The organism is Paraburkholderia aspalathi, from assembly GCF_900116445.1.
GTDB lineage: Bacteria > Pseudomonadota > Gammaproteobacteria > Burkholderiales > Burkholderiaceae > Paraburkholderia > Paraburkholderia aspalathi.
This window is the reverse complement of record NZ_FPBH01000036.1, coordinates 1-16,084: the sequence shown is the minus strand read 5'-3', so window position 1 is coordinate 16,084 and position 16,084 is coordinate 1. Positions and strand designations below refer to the sequence as shown.

Genomic DNA, 16,084 nt, shown 5'->3' with positions numbered 1-16,084 from the left:
AACGCGCCGCGACGCAGTTCCAGGCCGCTTGAAGTCGGAGCCGGCGTGCGTCGAGCGCATAACATTGAGGCATCCTGATGGACAAGAAATCTCTCGCTTTCTGGCAAGACAAAGCCGCTACGCTTTCGATCGAAGGCCGTGCGTTTATCGACGGCGAGTACCGTGACGCCGCAGGCGGCCGCACGTTCGACTGCCTGAGCCCGATCGACGGCAAGCTGCTTGCCAAGGTGGCCGACAGCGGTGCAGCGGATGTCGACGCCGCCGTGGCAGCTGCACGCCGCGCGTTCGATTCCGGTGTGTGGTCCGGCCTCAACCCTCGCAAGCGCAAGGCGATCCTCCTGCGCTGGGCCGCGTCGATCCGTGAGCATATGGACGAACTCTCGTTGCTCGAGACGCTGGACGCGGGCAAGCCGATCGCCGACACCACCTCGGTGGACGTGCCGGGCGCGGCCTATTGCGTCGAGTGGTTTGCTGAAGCCATCGACAAGGTCGGCGGCGAAGTCGCGCCGGCCGATCATCATCTGGTGGGCCTCGTCACGCGTGAGCCGATCGGCGTGGTTGCGGCAGTCGTGCCGTGGAATTTCCCGATCCTGATGGCATCGTGGAAGTTCGGCCCGGCTTTGGCCGCGGGTAACAGCGTGGTTTTGAAGCCTTCGGAGAAGTCGCCCCTCACCGCGATTCGCCTCGCTCAACTCGCGCTGGACGCGGGCATCCCCGCTGGCGTGTTCAACGTAGTGCCGGGCGCGGGCGAACCGGGCAAGCTGCTAGCACTGCATCAGGACGTGGACTGCCTCGCTTTCACCGGCTCGACCAACGTCGGCAAGCTGATCATGCAATACGCCGGTCAATCGAACCTGAAGCGCGTGTGGCTCGAACTCGGCGGCAAGTCGCCGAACATCGTGATGCCCGATTGCCCCGACCTCGACCGCGCGGCGAATGCGGCGGCCGGCGCGATCTTCTACAACATGGGCGAAATGTGCACCGCGGGTTCGCGCCTGCTCGTGCACAAAGACATCAAGGACGTGTTCCTCGACAAGCTGATTGCCGCCGCGCGCAGCTATACACCGGGCAATCCGCTCGACCCGCAAACCTCGATGGGCGCGATCGTCGATAACGTGCAACTCGAACGCGTGCTCGGTTATATCGAAGCGGGCCGTGCCGAAGCGAAGCTGCTGCTGGGTGGTTCGCGCGTCAAGCAGGAGACCGGCGGCTTCTATATCGAGCCGACCATCTTCGAGATTCCGGCTTCCGGTGCGAAGGTTGCGCGCGAGGAAATCTTCGGGCCGGTGTTGTCGGTGATTACGTTCGACACGGTTGAAGAGGCGATCAGGATCGCTAATGACAGCGAATATGGTCTTGCCGCCGCTGTCTGGACTTCGAACCTCACCACCGCACATGAAGTGTCGCGCAAGCTGCGCGCCGGTACGGTATGGGTCAATTGCTACGACGAAGGCGGGGACATGAACTTCCCGTTCGGCGGCTACAAGCAATCGGGTAACGGCCGTGACAAGTCGTTGCACGCGTTGGAGAAGTACACCGAGCTGAAGTCCACGCTCGTTCGGCTGCGCTAAAGGATTCGCAAGCCAGCGCGGCGGCGTTTGAAAGAAACGCCGTCGCGTTCCCAATGAATCCGAGGCCGGACGTTGCGCGCATTACCTGGAAGCCCCGCGTGCGGCTCCGGCATGTTTAGGTATCAGGTCATCCCATGACTGAACTCGTTTATGGCGACGGCGCGATCCGTCGTCCATCGCTTTATGGCTCGTCGATCGAAAACACCTATGCGGGTGTGTTGTCGTTCATGCGCCGCAAGTACACCCGCGAACTCGACGGCGTCGACGTCGTGGTCTCCGGCGTGCCGCTCGATCTGGCCACCACCTTCCGTTCAGGCGCACGTCTTGGCCCGGCGGCGGTGCGCGCGGCGAGCGTGCAATTGTCGGAGCTGCATCCCTATCCGTGGGGCTTCAATCCGTTCGACGATCTCGCCGTGACGGACTACGGCGACTGCTGGTTCGACGCGCACAATCCCATGACGATCAAGGAATCGATCGTCGAACATGCGCGCACGATTCTGCGTTCGGACGCGAAAATGCTGACGCTCGGCGGCGATCACTACATTACGTATCCGCTGCTGATCGCGCATGCGGAGAAGTACGGCAAGCCGCTCTCACTGATCCATTTCGACGCCCACTGCGATACCTGGGCCGACGACAGCCCGGACAGCCTGAATCACGGTTCGATGTTCTACAAGGCGGTGAAAGACGGTCTGATCGATCCGAAGACTTCAGTGCAGGTCGGCATTCGCACGTGGAACGACGACTTCATGGGCATCAATATCCTCGACGCCGCATGGGTCCACGAACATGGCACGCGAGCAGCGGTGGAGCGGATCACGTCGATTGTCGGCGAGCGGCCCGCATATCTGACCTTTGATATCGACTGTCTCGATCCGGCGTTCGCGCCGGGCACGGGTACGCCGGTGGCGGGCGGTTTGTCGTCGGCGCAGGGGCTGGCTATCGTGCGTGGGCTCGGTGCGTTGAACCTGGTGGGCGCGGATGTGGTGGAGGTGGCGCCCGCTTATGACCAGAGCGAGATCACGGCGATTGCCGCCGCGCATATCGCCTGCGATCTGTTGTGCCTTTGGCGGCAGAAGAAGGTCGCTGAACGCTAGGCACGTTTGATCGTCCTGAAGCGGTGCAGTGCAGGCGTTAGCCCATCGACGACGATCGATCGGGCTGACGCCGGCCTTCGCGCAAGCCGAGCGTGTAGACAACGAGCGCGCCGCTCATGATCGCCAGTTGCCACAACAGCATGTCGCTGCCGCGTGCTTTCATGGCGAAGCCGGCAATGAGCGGCCCCACGATCGAACTCGCGGTGAAGGTGAGTGATACCAGCCGCATGTTGCGCGTGAGCGATGCCTTATCGCTGCATGCCGCCGCGACCATGCCGAGTGTTATATACGCGCTGTTCATGCCGCCGAGCAGCAAGGCGCTCGCGCCGGCGAGCCATGAGGCCGGCGCGGCGAGCGCGAAACCACAGATCGCCAGCGTGCTGAGCGCGGCGCAGACGATCACCGTGGCCGCCAGGCCCGCGCGATCCGCAAACCAGCCGACCGGAAATTGCAGCGCCATGCCGCCGACACCGAATAGCGTGAGTAGCGTGGCCGTTTGTGTGGTGCTGAGGCCATGGGCGTCGGCAAAGAGCGGGAAGAGGCCGTAGAGCGCGCCATCGCCGATGCCGCCTGCCGCGACGACCACCATGCCGAGGCTGACCATCGGACCGATAGGGAGGCTTTTCGCTGCGCTGCCTGTTCGCGCAGGCCGTGCTGGTTTAACAGCAGCGGGCCTGTCGTCCGACGCAGTCAGCCACAGCGGAAGGGCCGCCGCAAATGTGAAGGCCGCGCCGGCCGCGAATGTGATGCGCCCGTCGACTGCACACCACACAGCCAACGCCGGGCCGATGACGCCGGCGCTGGCAATCAACGCTTCGTGCACGCCCACTACACGTCCGCTCGACTCAGCCGGCACGAGCCGATAGAGCCACGTTTCATTGGCGATCCAGCGCAATCCAATGCCGAGCCCTGTCAACAGACCGGGCACGAGCCACAACGGCCACCACAGCGCATTCATCGTTGCGAACGCAAGCACTGTGGCGGCGAGACCGAGCGATACCGTGCGCTTCGCACCGATCCGTTCCATCAACCACGGCGCGATCAACAAGCCGGCCAGCATGCCGGTCCATTGCGAAGCGGAGAAGAGGCCGGCGCGCGGTGCGTCGAGGCCACGCTGCGCGAGCCACACCGGCAGCACCATGAAGCCGATGCCGAACTGGCCGATCTGCGAGAGCGCCGAGACCGTGGTCAGTGCGGCGATCGCCGGCCAGCGCACCGGCGCGACGGTATTCATGTGCCGCTCCGCGCAGGCATGGGCAGACCCTGTTCGCGGCATTCGACCGGGCAGCCGGCTTTCAGGCAGGGGCCGTCGTCGCAAAGGCGGCACAGTTGCATGGCGTGCGCCGGATCGCGGGTTTCATTCCACAGGATCTTGATCAGCAGGTTTTCGAGCACGTCGCGTTCGCGCTCGTCGAGCTGCCCGACGATGCGTTGGAGCATCTGGTCGCGTGCCGTTTGCAGGCGTTTGGCTTCACGCTTGCCGGAAGCGGTCAGGGCAAGCGCGACGGAACGTTTATCCGTGCCGGACTTCTTTTCGATGAGGCCGGCCTCCACGAGGCCCGCTACGGCGCGGACCGCGGCCGGATGCGAAAGATCGACCGCCTCGCGTAATACTTCAATGGATGAATCGGGATATTGCCCGACCGCGTTGAGCATGGCGCGAGCAGTGGGGCCCGCGAGCGCGGCCACGGTGGGCTGCGCGTTCATCTCGTCCGTGACCAGCAGGGCGAGCACGCCAAGCAGGTTTTCTGTGCGCTGCGTCATAGCGACACCTCAATGTGTGCAACGTGCATATATGCATAGTGCACACATTGAGGGGGATGCGCAAGCGGTTTTTATTTCCGGCTCGTTATGCTTGGGCGGGCGGGGTTCAGGCACCTGCCGTCACTTCGCCAATCTCGCCCGCACGGTGTATTCGCCCTCGTTGCCCTCGTCTTCCGCCATGTGGGCCATCGCCGTCTCGAAGTCGGGCGGCAACGGCTCGACCGGATAACCGCGTTTTTCCCACGCGTCGAGGCCGCCCTTGAGCGCGCGGACGTGGTGGATATTCTTTCGATGCAGCTGATTGACGATCCGTTTGGCCGTCGCCTCGTTAGGACAGACGCAGTAGACGACAATTGGCCGCTTCAGCAAGTCGGGATGCAGGGGCTCGGGCGAATCGAGGTCCAGCAACTGCGCGCCCGCAATCCGGTGCGATTCTTTTGCGCGAATGCTGTGCGGCCGGGCGTCGAGGATCAGTGGCGGCTCATTGGACCTCATCATTTCGTCGAGCTGGTCCGGCGAAATGCGTATATGCGCGAGCCAGCGGCGAAACTGCCAGCGGCGCACGTAGCGATAGACGAGCACGGCAAGGAAGATCGCTGCGAACGCGTCGAAAATCGTCCCGCCGTGATGGCGCACGAGCAGAACGAGCTGCACGATCTGATCGTCAAGTGCGGCGCCGCCGATCACCCACACGCTGGCCCACAGCATCGCGCCGACAAAATCCCACAGCAGAAACACGCCGACGTTGATTGGCGTGGTGCCGAGCAGCGGCGCCGAGATCAGGCCGAGGCCCGGCAGGAATTTGGCGACGGTCAGAATCGGCGCGCCGTACCGTTCATAGGTATTGCGTGCGACGCGGACGGTGGTGTCGAGCGAGAGTGAGAAGCGCACCAGTTGATTCAGCAAGCGGCGGCCGTAGGTTCGTCCGGTGAAGAACCATAGCGAGTCCGCCAGCAGCGTGGCGCAGACGGCGGCCCCAATGACGCTGGCGTAGGAGGTTTGTCCCATGGCGGCCATGGTTCCGCCGAGGATCAGCATCGGCGCCGCGGGAATCGGCAGGCCGAGTTGCGTGACGAGCACGCTCATGAATACGGCCCACACGCCCAGCGAGGGTGGAATAGCAACCGGAAAATGCCACACAACCACGCTCCTGTTGATGCAGTGAAGGGATCTTGAACAGTCGGCGCCTGGCCGGCGTGCGTTGCGAACACGTCGTTTAGGCCGGTAGCGGCCGGCTGCATGGCTCGTTCAGCTGGCCGGTGGCACGAGCACAGCAGCACGAACTTCGGATTTAAGCACAGGTTGGTGAAATGGCGCTGCGGGGCGGGCTGAGTACCCGCAAAAATTTAAGGGAATGGAGCGATTGTCCGTGTTGCGGCGCCCCTGTGCGGCCTGTCCCTGCCGCCGCCCAGCACAGAGCAAAACGCCAGATTGACCGGGACGGCAGCGGGTCGAAGTTCGCTACAATCGTCGTGCACATACAGATACAACGGAGACACAACATGGCAAACCTTCAGCCGATCAGCCGCTATCCCGTGCCTGAGCCTGACGCGTGGCCGGACGACATCCGCGCCCGCATCCTCGAAGTGCAGGAGAAAGCCGGTTTTGTCCCGAACGTATTCCTCACGCTGGCGCACCGGCCGGATGAATTCCGCGCTTTTTTTGCGTACCACGACGCGTTGATGTTGAAAGAGGGCGGCCTCAGCAAAGGCGAGCGCGAGATGATCGTCGTCGCGACGAGCGCTGTGAATCAGTGTCTGTATTGCGTGGTCGCGCACGGCGCGATTCTACGCATCTACGAAAAGGCGCCCTTGCTTGCGGATCAGGTGGCCGTCAACCATCGCAAGGCGGATATCACGGCGCGTCAGAAGGTGATGCTCGACTTCGCGCTAAAGGTCTGCAGCGAATCCGGCACGGTCGACGATGCCGATTTTCAGACGCTACGTAAGCACGGCTTTTCGGATGAAGACGTGTGGGATATCGCGGCCATCACTGCATTTTTCGGTTTATCGAACCGGATGGCCAACGTCATTTCAATGCGCCCGAACGACGAGTTCTATCTGATGGGCCGTGTGCCGAAAGCGGCGGCGGACGCGCCGCGAAAATAACATTGGAGATGCCAGTAGCGGACTCGCGGTGCGTGCGGATACCTGCTTTCGCAGGCTCGCTCGCACCGGACCCTTCACGCAGCCGCCGGCTCGGACCGGATTGCTGGCGTGCTAACGGCCTTGTCGTCGATCGGGAAGTGCAGCATCGCCGCGACGAGTCCTGCAACGACCGTCGCTTCCCACAGCAGCGAATACGACCCGGTCAGATCGAACACCAGGCCGCCTAGCCACGCGCCGAGAAACGAGCCGATCTGGTGGCTCAGAAAGCAGACGCCGAAGAGGCTGCCGAGGTGCCGAGTGCCGAATACTTTCGCTACGAGTCCGCTCGTCAGCGGCACGGTCCCGAGCCAGGTCAGCCCCATCACCGCCGCGAAGATCACGACCGAAGCGGAGGTCTTCGGCAGCAGAAAAAACGCGCCGATCGTCGCGCTTCGAATGAGGTAAAGCCAGCCGAGTACATGATGCTGGCGGAATCGGCCGCCCAACCAACCGCATCCCCAACTGCCCGCCATGTTGAACAGGCCGATCAGCGCGAGCGCGGTGGCGCCCAACCCGACAGGCATATGGCACAGCGTCAGATACTCAGGCAGATGGGTGGCGATGAACGCGAGCTGAAATCCACAAGTGAAGAAGCCGAGCGTCAGGAGTCGATAGCCCCGATGCCGGATCGCCTGTGCGAATACCTTGCGAAGCGGCGCAGCGGGCGGCTCCTGAACCTGCATGCCGACACTCGCGCGCCGGTCGAGCACCATGCCGAGCGGCGCGATCAGCAGCATCAGGAAGGCCAGCACGAAGAGCGAGGTGGCGATGCCTGAGCTGAGTCGAATACTCTGCACGAGCGGGATCATCAGCACCTGTCCCGCCGAGCCGCCTGCGCTGACGAGACCCATCGCCATGCTGCGCTTTTCCGGAGAAGCGATGCGGCCGACTGCCGGCAACACCACGCCGAACGTCGTGCAACTCACGCCGATGCCGACCAGCAGACCCATCCCGATAATCAGCATCGGGCCCGATGGCGCAACCGCCGCGACGCCCAGGCCCGCGGCAAACGTCGTCGCGCCGAACGCGACCACCGGCGCCGAGCCATAACGGTCCGCTGCCGCGCCCGCGAACGGTTGCGCGAAACCCCATACCAGGTTGTGCAGCGCGATGGCGAAAGCGATCAGCGTAACGGGCAGCCCGCGGTCGAACGAGAACGGCCCGATGAAGAGACCGAAGGTCTGCCGGATGCCCATGGCGGCGCTCAGAATCAGCGCGCCGGCGATGATCACGAGCGTCGTTTGACTCACGGGGATGGCGAGGCGTTTGCTGTTTGTCGTGGACATGGTTCTGATCTCCTTGGACACCATGGTCGCAGCGAGCGTCAGAAGCGGCAAAAGAAAAGATTTTGACGACGGGTGAGTGTGGCTCACCTGTTCAGACAGAGGTTGGGCAGGGTTTAGTGGTCGGCGCGGTGCAATTCCGAATCGGCAGCAGCGGGTGGATTGGCGAACGGTTCAGCCTCGCTGAGCAGCCACCGTTTGAAGTCGGACAGTTCCGGGCGATTCTCCGCGCTATCCGTGTTTTGCGCGCTCACCAGCCAATACGCCGTGGAAGAGTCAATCGTTTGTGGGCTGGCCTCGACGAGTGCGCCGCTTGCGAGATCGCGGTCGACCAGCGGCCGTCTGCCGAGCGCGACGCCGAGGCCCATGCTCGCGGCTTCGAAAGCGAGCTGGATCGTGTCGACACGCAAGCCGTCGTTCAGGTCGATGCCGTCGATAGCTGTCCCATCGTTGGCGACCCCGTCGAACCATGCCTGCCAGTCCTCGCTCGCCGAGTTCACGTGAATGAACGTCGCGTGACGCAGATCGACGTTGCCATGCGCGTCGCGCAAGTTATCCACGTACGCCGGGCTGCACACCGGCACCAGGCGTTCGCCGAACAGACGCGTCCACGCGGTCCCCGCGACCGGAGCGCGGCTTAGGCGAATGGCGAAATCGAAACCGTCGACGGGAAAGCCGACCTGACGGTGCGAGGTATCGACGGTGACGTTCGCAGCCGGCCAGCGTGCGCGAAAGGCGGCGAGGCGCGGCAACAGCCACCGCGAGGCAAGCGTAGGCGCGCAACTCAGCGCGATCGGGCGATTCGCGCGGTGGTTCGGCAGGCGCTGCGTGCCGATCGCGATCAGCGAAAACGCTTCGGATACGTACGACAGATAGTCCGCGCCCGCCGTCGTCAGCGAAACTCCGCGCGGCTCGCGCACGAACAGTTCGACGCCGAGCGATTGTTCGAGGCCGACGATGCCGTGGCTAATCGCGCTCGGCGTGACGCTCAGTTCCGCGGCGGCGAGCTTGAAACTCTGATGCCTGCCGGCCGCTTCAAAAAAACGAAGCGCGGGCAGAGGAGGCAGACGAAGCGGCATAGGGCATCCTCAAAGGCGGCGCGGCGGCCATCGTGACGGTGCAAAAGTACGCCGGCGCGCGCATGCTGTTTTGGGAAAGGATACCTTGCAATGAGGGTTCGATTACCGCCGCGGACGGGCCAGCAAAATATTTCGCTGACGTTGTCGATTCGTCGGCATGCCGTTCGTCGTGGCTATATAAGGGCAAAAGATGCGCTCGCGGCCGCGTCGCGCCATGCCGTGCCGCTATCGCGCCCTTAATCCTTGTTACCGCAACAGGAGGTGGCTGATGAATGATGTAGACCCGTCTGCACAAGCGTTGAAACCGGCCCGGCTGCTGGCCGAATCGCCCGCCCGCTTTCCGGGCGAGAGCGCCGAATATCGCAGCGCGCGCAACGACCTGCTGGCCGAAGAAATCGAGTTGCGCCGTCACATCGAACGCGTGGCCGCGCAGCGCCGTGCGCTGCCGCCCGGCGGTATCGTGCCGCAGGCCTATCTCTTCGAGGGGGAGGCGGGCCCGGTGACGCTATCCGAAATGTTCGGCGCGCATGACACCCTCGTCACCTACAACTGGATGTTCGGCCCGCAGCGCGAGCGCCCCTGTTCGATGTGCACTTCGCTCCTGAGCGCGTACGACGGCGAAATGCCCGACATCTTGCAACGCGTGGCTTTTGCGGTGATCGGCCGCTCGCCGATCGACAAGCTGGTGGCCTTCAAGAAAGAGCGCGGCTGGCGGCACCTGCGGCTGTATTCGTCGGGCGGCAATACTTTTAACCGCGACTACGCCGCCGAAGTGCCGGATGGCGGCGACAATCCCGCCTTCAACGTGTTCACGCGTTCAGGCGGTACGGTGCGGCATTTCTGGGCCGAGGAGATGGGACCGTCGACAGCGGACCCGGGTCAGGATCCACGCGGCGCTCCCGATGTGATGCCGATCTGGACCGTGCTCGACATGACCCCCGGCGGCCGCGGCAGCGACTGGTATCCGGAGTTGGAGTACGACACTGTGCCGCGTTAGTCGTGCGGCTTCATGCAGGTGTGCTGTACGCCTGTCGTGCTGATTCGCGCGAGGCAGGCAGGAGAGCATCTACGTCTCGACGACGTCACTCTGCCCGAGCATGGTCTGCAAATAGGCCTTAACGGCGCTTGCCCGCATCGGCCTGCCGAACAGATAGCCCTGCAGCGCGCGAGCGCCCAGTGCCTTGACGACATCGGCTTGCGACGACGTCTCGAGTCCTTCCACGATGCATTCGAGTCCGAGGTTTCTGCACAGATCGAGCACCGACTTGACGATCTTCTTCGAAGCGCTATTGGAATCCACGTCGGTCATGAAGCTGCGGTCGATCTTGATCGTATCGAAGGGCAGGCGATGCACGTAGCTGAGGCTCGAATAGCCGGTGCCGAAATCGTCGAGCGAGACACGGCAGCCGGCTTGCTTGATCATCGTCAGCGAGCAGTGGGCCTGCTCGAAATCGCGCGTGACCGCGGTTTCCGTGATCTCGAAGTTGACGTGATGCGCGGGCACGCCGCTCGCCAGCACGATATCGACCAGGCGGCGAGCGCGCGGCGAAGTCGAAATATCGATCGCGGAGAGATTGAACGACAGATAGAGATCGGCCGGCCAGCGCGATGCTTCATCAAGGGCTTTTCGCAGCAGCACTTCGGTGACGCGCAGAATCAGATCGGTACGCTCGGCAATCCGAATGAATTCCTCTGGCCTGACCGCGCCTAGCCGCGCGTTGTGCCAGCGCCCGAGGGCTTCCATGCCGATGGTACGTTGCGTGAGCACGTCGTAGATCGGTTGAAATTCGAGGAACAGTTCGGACTCCAGGTCCGCATGGCGGAGTTCCTGCGCGACGAGACTCGAGCGCCGGATCCGTGTCTCATGTTCGGTCGAGAAGATTACCGGCGTGCCGCGGCGGCTTTCCTTGCCGACGTACAAGGCGGCGTCCGCGCGTTCGAAAACCTGCTGCACTGTCGTGCCCGCTTCAGGAAACGCGGCCCAGCCGATTGTTCCGGTCAGTTCGGCGACATTGCCGGCGACCCGGTAGGGCTGGCCGAGCGTTTCGCAGATGCGCTCTCCCAACTCGACGAGCGTCTCGTTCGGCAGTTTGTGCTGGGCCAGCACGCCGAATTCGTCGCCGCCCAGGCGCGCGAAGAAGATGCCCGGTTCTGCAAGCGCCAGCAAGCGCACGCCGACTTCCTGCAGCACGAGGTCGCCGCTTGCGTGTCCGTAGATATCGTTAACCTGTTTGAAACCGTCGAGATCGATCAAGCCGACATTGAAACCGCCACCGGCTGCGGGCGTCTGTTCCGATAGCGCGCGCAGCGAGGCAAAGAAGCTGCGCCGGTTGGGCAGATCGGTCAGGCTGTCGATGCTCGCAAGTCTGAAGTTGTCGTCGCTGAGTCTTTGCGTTTTTTCCTGGCTTACCTGCAATTCGCGCTGCGCGTGCACCACGCCGGCAAAGGTCCGGTAATACAGCTCGATGATGAAGGCGAGCGCGAGCCCGACCAGGGTCATGTCGACGGCCATCGCGATGAACACTGGCGAGCGCGTGGAGACCAGGTACGCCGAAAAGCTCAGGATAACGATTGATAACAGAAGCAGGGCGGCCGCCCGCAGGTGCATCAGGCAGAACACGCAGCCGACCAGTGTCGTTGCCATGTAAAACGCGACCTGAGCCTGCTCATAGGCTGAGCCGTAGGGAAACAGTAAGAGTGACCAGCTGCTGAAGGCGACGGCGAAGATGCCCGCGAGCCAGATCAGTTTGCGCAGTTCCGGCACGGCCTTGTCGTGCGTCAGAACCCGGTGCCGGATACGCCACCAGCGCACGCAACGGATGACGCACAGCGCGCAGAGCGCCCCGGGGAAGTAGATGGACAACCACGCCGGCGCCGATCCCAGGTGCGTGACGGCCACGGCCATCGTGTTGACGATGAGGATGAAATAAAGCAGCGGTATCTGGCGGCCGAATGCCTGAAGTTGCGAGCGCACGAGTTCCGGGTCGCCTTCCGCGACCGATAGCGCTTCCCTCAATCTGGCTAACCGAACCATGCCCGTCCCTGTAACGTTTGCGCCGCACACGCAGCTTTGTATATCGGCAACGTCGGCGAGACCTTGAGGGAATTCTCAGCGGAAATAAATCAGGCGTGTTGAATGAGCGGTAAATACACCCTGCGAGCGAGTCGCTGATGAGTCATTTGTGCCGCGCCGACCCGCGTCACGCAGGCGGTATCGCCGGCTGCTCCGGTTCCCCAAGACCATCCGGCGAGCGCCACGCATGTTGCAATATGGCGAATTTTCATTGTTTTATTCTTCCCGGATTTTTATTACTGGGCGTAGCGTGGTGCTGAATCGTCAATTTTTGCGATTCCCCATAACATCGTAAAAAAGCATGGTGGTAGCCGGTTTGCCGCCGCTAAATCACTGAAATTGCAACGGATTGTGATACGCCGCGGAGCGCCGTAAAGCGGGAGAAATGCGTAAGCGCGCGATTCTTATAGCACTTTGGGACAAAAAAACGTCAAATTGCCGCTGGGCGGGCGATACAAGGCTTACATCCAAGGTTTGCGCGAATGCGCGCCTATGCGTTAGTGTGTCGGTCCCGGCGCAACAGATGTGGCGCCGGTTCCATGATTACCATACGGGAAGTGCTATGAACAAACAGGAACTGATTGATGCAGTCGCCGCAGCGACGGGCGAAAGCAAAGCGGCCACCGGCCAAACCATCGACGCTATCGTCGAAGCGGTGACCAAAGCCGTGGTGGGTGGTGATACGGTGCAACTGGTCGGTTTCGGTTCTTTCTCGACCGGCGCGCGCGCAGCACGCGTGGGTCGCAATCCGTCGACCGGTGCAGAGATCCAGATCGCCGCAGCCAAGACGGTGAAGTTCACCGCCGGCAAGGCATTCAAGGAAGCCGTCAACGCGTCGTAATGCAACGCGCCTCGCGCTGGAGCATCCACGTGCGCTGTTTTAGTGCGCGGTGCCCGATGCATCGGGCGTGAGGAAACACGCGCTGCCCAACACCGGTGAGGGTGTTCTATCGGTGATTGGTGCGGCGCGTGTGGTGCTTATGGTGGTGTTGTTTGCTTCAGATTTGCGTCGTGCACGCTCGCGTTCCAGCCTTTATTGATGCTCATCGTGATGGTCATCGGACGGTTACTGGAAGCGCGAGATCGTGCAGGCCGCGTCGGCGGGTTTCAGCCCGCGCGTCGTTTCTGGGTCGCTTCGGCCAGCGTCTCGAGCGCCGGTTCGGTTTGCGCCCAGCTCACGCAGGCGTCCGTAATCGATACGCCGTGACGCAGCGGCACACCGGTCTTCAGATCCTGACGACCTTCTTCCAGATGACTTTCGAGCATGACGCCGAGAATGCGGCGCTCGCGCTGCGAGAGTTGTTGCGCCAGATCCTGCACCACCTCCAGTTGACGCAAATGCGATTTGCCTGAGTTCGCATGTGAGCAGTCGATCATGACCTGCTCGCGCAGGCCTGCCGATTTGAGCACTGCGCAGGTTGCATCCACGGACGCGCTGTCGTAATTCGGACCTTTCTTGCCGCCGCGCAAGATCACGTGCGCGTCGTCATTGCCACGCGTCTCGAAGATCGCGGCCATACCCATCTTGGTCATACCCATGAACGCATGGCTTGCGTGCGCCGCGACGATGGCGTCCGCGGCGATCTGTACGCCGCCGTCCGTACCGTTCTTGAAGCCGATCGGGCAGCTCAGCCCCGATGCAAGCTGCCGATGACTCTGACTCTCCGTCGTGCGCGCGCCGATCGCACCCCACGCGACCAGATCCGCGATGTATTGCGGGCTGAGCAGGTCGAGAAATTCGGTGGCCGTGGGCAAGCCGAGACCGTTGATGTCGAGCAGCAGTTGCCGTGCGAGACGTAAGCCCTCGTTGATGCGGAAGCTGCCATCGAGACGCGGGTCGTTGATATAGCCTTTCCAGCCTACCGTTGTGCGCGGCTTCTCGAAGTACACGCGCATGACGATCAGCAGATCGTCCTTGTAGGTCTGCGCCGCGACCTTGAGCTTGCGGGCGTATTCGATGGCCTGGTCGTGGTCGTGAATCGAACACGGGCCGACGATCAGCACAAGCCGGTCGTCGCGGCCATGCAGAACATCGGCGATTTCCGCGCGGGTTTTCTCGACGAGCGTCTGCACCGACGGCGGCACAGGCAATTCATCCTGCAGCAGGGCAGGGGAAATCAGCGGACGTACCGCGCCGATGCGAACGTCGTCGATGCGCGTGGTGTCCTGGGTGGCGTCGGCCGAGCCGACTTCCTGATCGTGCAAAGGATTGTCGATGGCGCTCAAAATAGTCTCCCGGACCTTGGATGTTGGGGTGGTCTCACCGCCCGATGGGTGAGTGTCGATGCGTCGATTCGCTGCCGGGATTATGACACTCGCGCGTGTGAGCCGGATGACCGTTATTCGAGGCGTTCGATCAGCGCCATGGCGGCGGCCGGATTGCGTTCCTTGAAGCCGCTGATGACGTAGAGGTAGACGTCGCGCGCCGTGGTTTTTGCGGGGGCTGCGGCGGATGTTTCGAGGTCATCCGGTGTTGTGCCCGCGGCGAGTTGGCGGGCGCGTTCGACCCAGGCGTCGAGGGCCTTGGTTGAATAGCCTTTGGCTTCCTTGTCGCTTGTACCCATGATGCGGGCGTAGACGAATGGCGCGGTGATGTCGGCGATTTGCGGGTAGTCGCTGTCGGCTGCCAGCACGATGGCGACTTTGTACTTTCTGGCTAGCGCGATGAATTCGGGGGTCTTGAAGGTGTCGTTACGGACTTCGATGGCGTGCCGTAGTTTTTGCCCTTCGATGCTGGCGGGCAGCAGTTTCAGGAAGGCTTCGAAGTCTTCGGGGTCGAACTTTTTGGTGGTGGCGAATTGCCAGTTGATCGGGCCTAGTTTCTGTTTTAGCAGTAGCACGCCGCTGGCGAAGAAACGTTCGATGGTTTCGTTGGCGTCGGCCAGGACTTTTCGGTTTGTTGCGTAGCGGGGGGCTTTTAGCGAGAAGACGAAATCTTCGGGGGTTTCCTGATACCACTTTTCGTAGCTTGCCGGTTTTTGCAAGCCGTAGAAGGTGCCGTTGATTTCTATCGATGTGAGATTCTGGCTCGCATATTGGAGCTCGCGGTTTTGTGTCAGGTCTGACGGGTAGAACGTTCCTCGCCAGGGGGCATAGGTCCAGCCGCCTATGCCGATTCGGATTTTGCCGGGTTTCGGGGAGGGCATTATTTGAGCCTCTTGAATGGTGGCTTCGCCGGGAGAGGTAGGGTAGCGCATTTTGGGGTTTTTGCCTTCGCGGCGCTTTTTGTCTGTGTTCCTCGTTTTTGTGTCTTGTTCTGGCTTTCGTGCCTTTCCTTGTTTTGTTAGTGGTCTATTAGTGTTGCCCCTGTGCGGGGCGGCACTTACTTTCTTTGCCGCCGCAAAGAAAGATAAGCAAAGAAAGCGGCTAGAAGCCCCTGCTAAGTGGGCACCGTGGTTTGCCTGGGGTAGTGGTGCGACTGGAATCCGTGTTCTCTCACATTCCGCGTTAGTGACAAAGGTGTCATCAGCTCCCACTCCGCACTGCGTGCGTCGCGGACGGGTCTGCAAGGGAAACCGCCGGCTTCGGTTTTGGTTTGTGGGGCCGTCGGCTTCGCCTCGGCGACGCATCCCTGCACTCACGCGGGAACCCGCCCTCAAATGATATGGCGTTGCCCCGCAATCACGGTCACGGCGCCGGTGCCGGTGCCATTCCAATCACAATCACAATCGCAGTGGCAGTGGCAGTGGCAGTGGCAGTGGCAGTGGCAGTGGCAGTGGCAGTGGCGGGGCAATGATGAGGCCACGGTCTGATGGCGAGACACGAGCGCCAAAACGTAGCGATCGGTTTTATGAACGGCTCTTCGGCGCGCGCAGCGCCGCCGGAAGTATGACTCCCTTGTCACTAACGCCGAATGTGAGAGAACACAGATTCCAGATGCACCACTACCCGTTGCAGGCTACGGTGCCCGCTTAGCAGGGGCTTCTAGCCGCTTTCTTTGCTTATCTTTCTTTGCGGCGGCAAAGAAAGTAAGTGTGTAGTGGTTCAATGAACCTGGACACCTCTAAAGGGGATAATTCTCCAACTGAGGTGAGAAATGAGCAGACGGAACATTCCTGAAGAATTCAAGG

The 16,084-nt window shown here is 62.1% G+C and carries 13 protein-coding genes; 5 read left to right on the top strand and 8 right to left on the bottom strand.

What is annotated here, in order from left to right:
• The first annotated feature begins 77 nt into the window (after positions 1-77).
• The gene (locus BM438_RS37260; RefSeq protein WP_093645066.1) at positions 78-1,571 is read left to right on the top strand and encodes an aldehyde dehydrogenase; all 1,494 of its coding nucleotides are present in this window, start codon (positions 78-80) and stop codon (positions 1,569-1,571) included.
• Between the two features lie 134 nt (positions 1,572-1,705).
• Positions 1,706-2,668 (top strand): agmatinase, encoded by a 963-nt coding sequence (gene speB, locus BM438_RS37255; protein ID WP_093645064.1) that lies wholly within the window; start codon positions 1,706-1,708, stop codon positions 2,666-2,668.
• 37 nt (positions 2,669-2,705) lie between these two features.
• Here the strand turns inward: speB and BM438_RS37250 are convergent, their stop codons facing one another.
• From BM438_RS37250 to BM438_RS37240, 3 genes are all read right to left on the bottom strand, one after another.
• Complete coding sequence (locus BM438_RS37250) at positions 2,706-3,902, bottom strand: MFS transporter (RefSeq protein WP_093645062.1); 1,197 nt, start codon at positions 3,900-3,902, stop codon at positions 2,706-2,708.
• Positions 3,899-4,432: a MarR family winged helix-turn-helix transcriptional regulator gene (locus BM438_RS37245; protein ID WP_093645060.1), complete on the bottom strand. Its 534-nt coding sequence runs from the start codon at positions 4,430-4,432 to the stop codon at positions 3,899-3,901. Before BM438_RS37245 ends, BM438_RS37250 begins: the two co-directional genes overlap by 4 nt.
• 120 nt (positions 4,433-4,552) lie before the next feature.
• A complete protein-coding gene (locus BM438_RS37240) occupies positions 4,553-5,572 on the bottom strand; it encodes a VTT domain-containing protein (protein ID WP_093645058.1) in 1,020 nt (339 codons plus the stop codon).
• Positions 5,573-5,934: 362 nt separating this feature from the next.
• Between BM438_RS37240 and BM438_RS37235 the strand changes: the two genes are divergently transcribed.
• The gene (locus BM438_RS37235) at positions 5,935-6,540 is read left to right on the top strand and encodes a peroxidase-related enzyme (RefSeq protein WP_093645056.1); all 606 of its coding nucleotides are present in this window, start codon (positions 5,935-5,937) and stop codon (positions 6,538-6,540) included.
• A gap of 74 nt (positions 6,541-6,614) precedes the next feature.
• Here the strand turns inward: BM438_RS37235 and BM438_RS37230 are convergent, their stop codons facing one another.
• Both BM438_RS37230 and BM438_RS37225 read right to left on the bottom strand, forming a co-directional pair.
• Positions 6,615-7,865 (bottom strand): MFS transporter, encoded by a 1,251-nt coding sequence (locus BM438_RS37230; RefSeq protein ID WP_093645055.1) that lies wholly within the window; start codon positions 7,863-7,865, stop codon positions 6,615-6,617.
• Between the two features lie 113 nt (positions 7,866-7,978).
• Positions 7,979-8,941, bottom strand: coding sequence for a LysR substrate-binding domain-containing protein (locus BM438_RS37225; RefSeq protein ID WP_093645053.1), 963 nt, complete (start codon positions 8,939-8,941; stop codon positions 7,979-7,981).
• A gap of 268 nt (positions 8,942-9,209) precedes the next feature.
• On the opposite strand from BM438_RS37225, the gene BM438_RS37220 reads away from it, so the two are divergent.
• Entirely contained in the window at positions 9,210-9,938 is a 729-nt protein-coding gene (locus tag BM438_RS37220) for a DUF899 family protein (RefSeq protein ID WP_093645051.1), read from the top strand.
• A gap of 69 nt (positions 9,939-10,007) precedes the next feature.
• Here BM438_RS37220 and BM438_RS37215 read toward each other — a convergent pair whose 3' ends face one another.
• Positions 10,008-11,975, bottom strand: coding sequence for a putative bifunctional diguanylate cyclase/phosphodiesterase (locus BM438_RS37215; RefSeq protein WP_093645049.1), 1,968 nt, complete (start codon positions 11,973-11,975; stop codon positions 10,008-10,010).
• A 601-nt stretch (positions 11,976-12,576) separates the two neighbouring features.
• Between BM438_RS37215 and BM438_RS37210 the strand changes: the two genes are divergently transcribed.
• The gene (locus BM438_RS37210; protein WP_006049832.1) at positions 12,577-12,855 is read left to right on the top strand and encodes an HU family DNA-binding protein; all 279 of its coding nucleotides are present in this window, start codon (positions 12,577-12,579) and stop codon (positions 12,853-12,855) included.
• Positions 12,856-13,121: 266 nt separating this feature from the next.
• On the opposite strand, the gene BM438_RS37205 is transcribed toward BM438_RS37210, so the two are convergent.
• Positions 13,122-14,240, bottom strand: coding sequence for a 3-deoxy-7-phosphoheptulonate synthase (locus tag BM438_RS37205; protein ID WP_093645047.1), 1,119 nt, complete (start codon positions 14,238-14,240; stop codon positions 13,122-13,124).
• 113 nt (positions 14,241-14,353) lie between these two features.
• On the bottom strand, positions 14,354-15,160 hold the full coding sequence (locus BM438_RS37200; protein WP_093645045.1) for a DUF72 domain-containing protein: 807 nt from the start codon (positions 15,158-15,160) through the stop codon (positions 14,354-14,356).
• Positions 15,161-16,084: the final 924 nt, after the last annotated feature.

Bases quoted from the DNA above. Each gene is read 5' to 3' on its own strand.
- BM438_RS37260 (WP_093645066.1), top strand. From the start codon at position 78: ATGGACAAGAAATCTCTCGCTTTCTGGCAAGACAAAGCCGCTACGCTT.
- speB (WP_093645064.1), top strand. From the start codon at position 1,706: ATGACTGAACTCGTTTATGGCGACGGCGCGATCCGTCGTCCATCGCTT.
- BM438_RS37250 (WP_093645062.1), bottom strand. From the start codon at position 3,902: ATGAATACCGTCGCGCCGGTGCGCTGGCCGGCGATCGCCGCACTGACC.
- BM438_RS37245 (WP_093645060.1), bottom strand. From the start codon at position 4,432: ATGACGCAGCGCACAGAAAACCTGCTTGGCGTGCTCGCCCTGCTGGTC.
- BM438_RS37235 (WP_093645056.1), top strand. From the start codon at position 5,935: ATGGCAAACCTTCAGCCGATCAGCCGCTATCCCGTGCCTGAGCCTGAC.
- BM438_RS37230 (WP_093645055.1), bottom strand. From the start codon at position 7,865: ATGTCCACGACAAACAGCAAACGCCTCGCCATCCCCGTGAGTCAAACG.
- BM438_RS37225 (WP_093645053.1), bottom strand. From the start codon at position 8,941: ATGCCGCTTCGTCTGCCTCCTCTGCCCGCGCTTCGTTTTTTTGAAGCG.
- BM438_RS37220 (WP_093645051.1), top strand. From the start codon at position 9,210: ATGAATGATGTAGACCCGTCTGCACAAGCGTTGAAACCGGCCCGGCTG.
- BM438_RS37215 (WP_093645049.1), bottom strand. From the start codon at position 11,975: ATGGTTCGGTTAGCCAGATTGAGGGAAGCGCTATCGGTCGCGGAAGGC.
- BM438_RS37210 (WP_006049832.1), top strand. From the start codon at position 12,577: ATGAACAAACAGGAACTGATTGATGCAGTCGCCGCAGCGACGGGCGAA.
- BM438_RS37200 (WP_093645045.1), bottom strand. From the start codon at position 15,160: ATGCCCTCCCCGAAACCCGGCAAAATCCGAATCGGCATAGGCGGCTGG.